This window comes from Rickettsiales bacterium (assembly GCA_033762595.1).
GTDB lineage: Bacteria > Pseudomonadota > Alphaproteobacteria > Rickettsiales > UBA8987 > JANPLD01.
On sequence record JANRLM010000022.1, the window covers coordinates 1 to 3,651 of the forward strand.

The following is a 3,651-nucleotide window of genomic DNA, read 5'->3' on the forward strand; positions in this document are numbered from 1 at the left end:
TGGTGGTGATGGTTTGAAACGCGTTGCTGAGGAAGCCGTTCTTAACGCAAATTATGTGCGTGCATCTCTCAAAGATTATTACAATATTCCGTTTGATGATTTCTGTATGCACGAATTTTTGATGAATGATAAATTCCAGAAAGAAAACGGCGTTACCACTATGGATATTGCAAAAACCATGGTTGAATATGGCATTCACCCAATGACAGTTTATTTCCCATTAGTTGTGCAAGCTGCAATGCTTGTTGAGCCTACTGAAACTGAGGGCAAGCAATCACTTGATAGATTGATTGCGGTGCTTAAGAAAATTGCGTTGGTTGCGAAACAAGGCGGAAAAGATGCAGAAGAGCTTCACGCAAACCCAGTCTCCTCCCCTCGCAAACGCCTAGACGAAGTAAAAGCCGCGAAAGAACTTAAGCTAAGTTGGCAAGTTTAATATATATTATAATATTAGATTATACTCTAAGGGTTTTTGGTTTGGTGTATTTAGCCCAAAGGAAAATTTGCATCTTAGTTAGCATTATTGCTGAAAACATAGAGCAAATTATTCCAATCGTAAGTGTAACCGCAAAGCCTTTTATAACGCCAGAGCCATAAATAAACAAAATTATTGTTGAAATTATTGTTGTTAAGTTTGAGTCAACAATAGTTGCAAGTGCCATTTTGAAGCCTGAATCTATCGCTGCAAAGGGGGATTTTCCAAGTTTAATTTCTTCCTTTATTCTCTCATAAATTAAAATATTTGCATCAACCGCCATACCAAGCCCGAGGGCAATCCCAGCGATTCCGGGCAATGTAAGGGTTGCATTGAATAAAGATAAAAGTGCAATAGTTAAAACCAAATTTATGAAAAGTGCGATATTCGCAAAAAACCCAAATTTTCTATAGATTGCAAACATTATAAGCATTATCAAACCAGCCCCAAGAAGAGATGCTTTTGAGCCTGATTCTATAGAATCTTTACCAAGTGAAGGGCCAACTGATCTCTCCTCTAAAATTGAAAGTGGTGCAGGCAAAGCTCCAGAGCGAAGAAGCAGGGCTAAATCATTTGCTTCCTCAATTGTAAAACTACCTGAAATTATGCCAGAGCCAGATAAAATAGCCTCATTAATTCTAGGTGCGGTGATAACCTTGCCATCAAGCACAATTGCGAATGGCTTGCCAACATTATCAGCGGTAACTTTAGCAAATTTTTTCCCACCTTGATTATTAAATTTGAAGCTAACAACCGGTTGCCCTTCATTGTAAGTTGCTTGAGCGTCAATCAGGCTTTCACCGCTAATTTCAACTTCCTTTTTAACAAGAAAATTTCCTTTTTCTTGTGAGATTGCACTTGAAAGAAGAAGATAACCCGGTTTTGCCCTATTTACTCCAACCGCAAAAGGGTTTGAATTATCCATTAAATGGAAAGTCATTTTTGCAGTTTTACCAAGAAGTTTTTTAAGAGATTCAGGGTTATCTAAACCCGGCACTTGTAGTAAAATTCTACTATCACCTTGCATTTGAATTATTGGCTCTCGAGTGCCAGTTTCATCAACTCTACGGCGAACAATTTCAATAGATTTTTCTAAAACATCTCGCTTAAGATTTTTTAGCACATCTGAATTATAGAAAATTTCAACGATGTTTTTATTTTCTTCAACTGAAAACTCTGAGGAAACCTCTCTAATTTGAGCCTTAAGATTATCAAATTTTGAATTCTCAATTAGGCCAAGTGTAATTTTGTATATTTTTTCTTTATCTTTAGAAATTTTCAAATTTTTATAGCCAATTTTCCCTTTTCTAAAGCTTCTTCTTAAATCATCACTTAAAACTTCAAGCTGGTTTTTCAGGAAGTTTTCAAAATCAACTTCTAGCAGTAATTGCGATCCGCCTTGTAAATCTAGACCTAGACGAATAGTTTGCTGAGGTAAAAAGGAATTATTTTTTCTCGTTTCCTCAGAAATAAAATTACCGCTTGCTTGATAAAAGCCCCACAAACAAACAATTGCAGCAAATAAAATTTTCCAATTAGGGAAGTTAAGCATAGTGAAATAAAATTATAGATTATTTTTTCTTTTTATCTTTTACAGATTTTTCCTTAGTAGCTTCCTTATTTTCTTCTGTAAGGTTAAGAATTTCTTGCACAGATGACCTTGCAATTTTTATTGAAACATTTTCAGCAATTTCAATTTCAATAGTTTTTTCACCTTCTTTAGATTTTGAAACCTTGCCGTAAATCCCGCCATTTGTAAGAACTTCATCACCTTTTTTAAGAGATGCAACTAAGGCTTGATGCATCTTTGCCTTTTTTGCTTGCGGCTTAATTAGCAGGAAATAAAAAATCAAAAAGATTATAAGAAGCTGAAATAGCAGAGATTCTATTCCCGGTGCTTTTGCAGTTTCTGCGTTAGTAGTATCAGCATCAGAAATTTCTTGGGCAAATAAAATAGCTGGTGTTAAAAAATTGATTAATGAAAAAAATATTTTATTCATATATAAATGCATTAGTAAAATTCGTTTCTAAAAAATAAAACCTATTTACACATCAAAATAGATAATTGCACTAAAAAATTTTTTATATAATATCCAAATGTTTTATTAACTATAAAATTCAAAAAAATGAGAAATATTTTTATTTTACTTGTTGCTTTATTCCTTGCAAATTCTGCTAATTCTCAAGAATTTATTGGTGAGTTTAAGTATTGGGGTGTTTTCAAAACTAACCAAGATGGCAAGAATGTTTGCTATGCAACAAGTGTTCCATACAACAAAACTGGCAATTATAGAAAACGCGGTGAGCCTTATGTTTTGGTTACTCTAAGGGGTAATAATCAAGCGGAAGTTAGCGTTAATTCTGGCTTTCCATATAAAGAAAATAGTGAAGTTGAAATTTCAATTGATAGAAAGCATAATTTTAGATTTTTTACCTCTGCACAAACTCCACAAATGGCTTGGGCTAAAGATAACTCAACTGATAACCAAATTGTTCAAAGAATGAAAAATGGTAATAATTTAACTACTAAAGGAACTTCCAAAATTGGAACATATGCAACTGATACATATAGGCTTGCGGGCTTTACAGCGGCTGTTAATAAAATGAAAGAAGTTTGTAAGTAAGAATGTATATTCTTGCGACAGATACTGCCTTTGGCAATGCTTCAATTTGCATCAAAAAAGATAATGAAACTTTAGCTTTAGTTCAGGATTTTAACAGAGAAAGCCAAGCCGAAAAACTTATTAATCTGATTCAAGATTGCTTAAAATCAGCTAATCTAAATTATAATCAAATTGATTTGTATTCCGCTAATATTGGCCCTGGTAGTTTTACAGGCATTAGAATTGGTTTGAGTGCGGTGAAGGCAATATCTTACGCTCTCAAAAAGCCTTTTATAGGGGTTACTTCTTTTGAAGCACATATCCAAAATTTTACCAAAAAAGCAGAAATTTCTGCTGAAAGAGTCTATTCAATTATTAATGCTAATAGAGATGAAATTTATATTTTTGAATTTGATAAAAGGGGTTTAATTGATAATTTATCTAATGGAAAATTAATTAATGTTGCAGACCTTGAAAGCCTTAAAAATCCTGAATGCTTTTTCATTTCTGATAATCTAAAAATCCACTCATATTTAGTTGAGAATAATTTTAATACTTATTCTTCTTCAATAA

5 protein-coding genes are annotated in these 3,651 nt (G+C 33.2%); 3 read left to right on the forward strand and 2 right to left on the reverse strand.

Features of this window, described 5'->3' with window-relative positions; all coding sequences use genetic code 11:
- Positions 1 to 436: hypothetical protein (locus SFT90_01690; protein ID MDX1949195.1), on the forward strand; the 436-nt coding region annotated here is incomplete at its 5' end.
- A gap of 19 nt (positions 437 to 455) precedes the next feature.
- Here SFT90_01690 and secD read toward each other — a convergent pair.
- On the reverse strand, positions 456 to 2,027 hold the full coding sequence (gene secD, locus SFT90_01695) for a protein translocase subunit SecD (protein ID MDX1949196.1): 1,572 nt from the start codon (positions 2,025 to 2,027) through the stop codon (positions 456 to 458).
- Positions 2,028 to 2,046: 19 nt separating this feature from the next.
- A complete protein-coding gene (gene yajC / locus SFT90_01700; protein ID MDX1949197.1) occupies positions 2,047 to 2,475 on the reverse strand; it encodes a preprotein translocase subunit YajC in 429 nt (142 codons plus the stop codon).
- A gap of 126 nt (positions 2,476 to 2,601) precedes the next feature.
- On the opposite strand from yajC, the gene SFT90_01705 reads away from it, so the two are divergent.
- Positions 2,602 to 3,099, forward strand: a complete 498-nt coding sequence (locus SFT90_01705; protein MDX1949198.1) for an invasion associated locus B family protein — start codon at positions 2,602 to 2,604, stop codon at positions 3,097 to 3,099.
- Between the two features lie 2 nt (positions 3,100 to 3,101).
- Positions 3,102 to 3,651: tRNA (adenosine(37)-N6)-threonylcarbamoyltransferase complex dimerization subunit type 1 TsaB (gene tsaB, locus SFT90_01710; GenBank protein ID MDX1949199.1), on the forward strand; the 550-nt coding region annotated here is incomplete at its 3' end.

Excerpts from the sequence above, each read along its gene's own strand:
- secD (MDX1949196.1), bottom strand. The coding sequence starts at position 2,027 with ATGCTTAACTTCCCTAATTGGAAAATTTTATTTGCTGCAATTGTTTGT.
- yajC (MDX1949197.1), bottom strand. The coding sequence starts at position 2,475 with ATGAATAAAATATTTTTTTCATTAATCAATTTTTTAACACCAGCTATT.
- SFT90_01705 (MDX1949198.1), top strand. The coding sequence starts at position 2,602 with ATGAGAAATATTTTTATTTTACTTGTTGCTTTATTCCTTGCAAATTCT.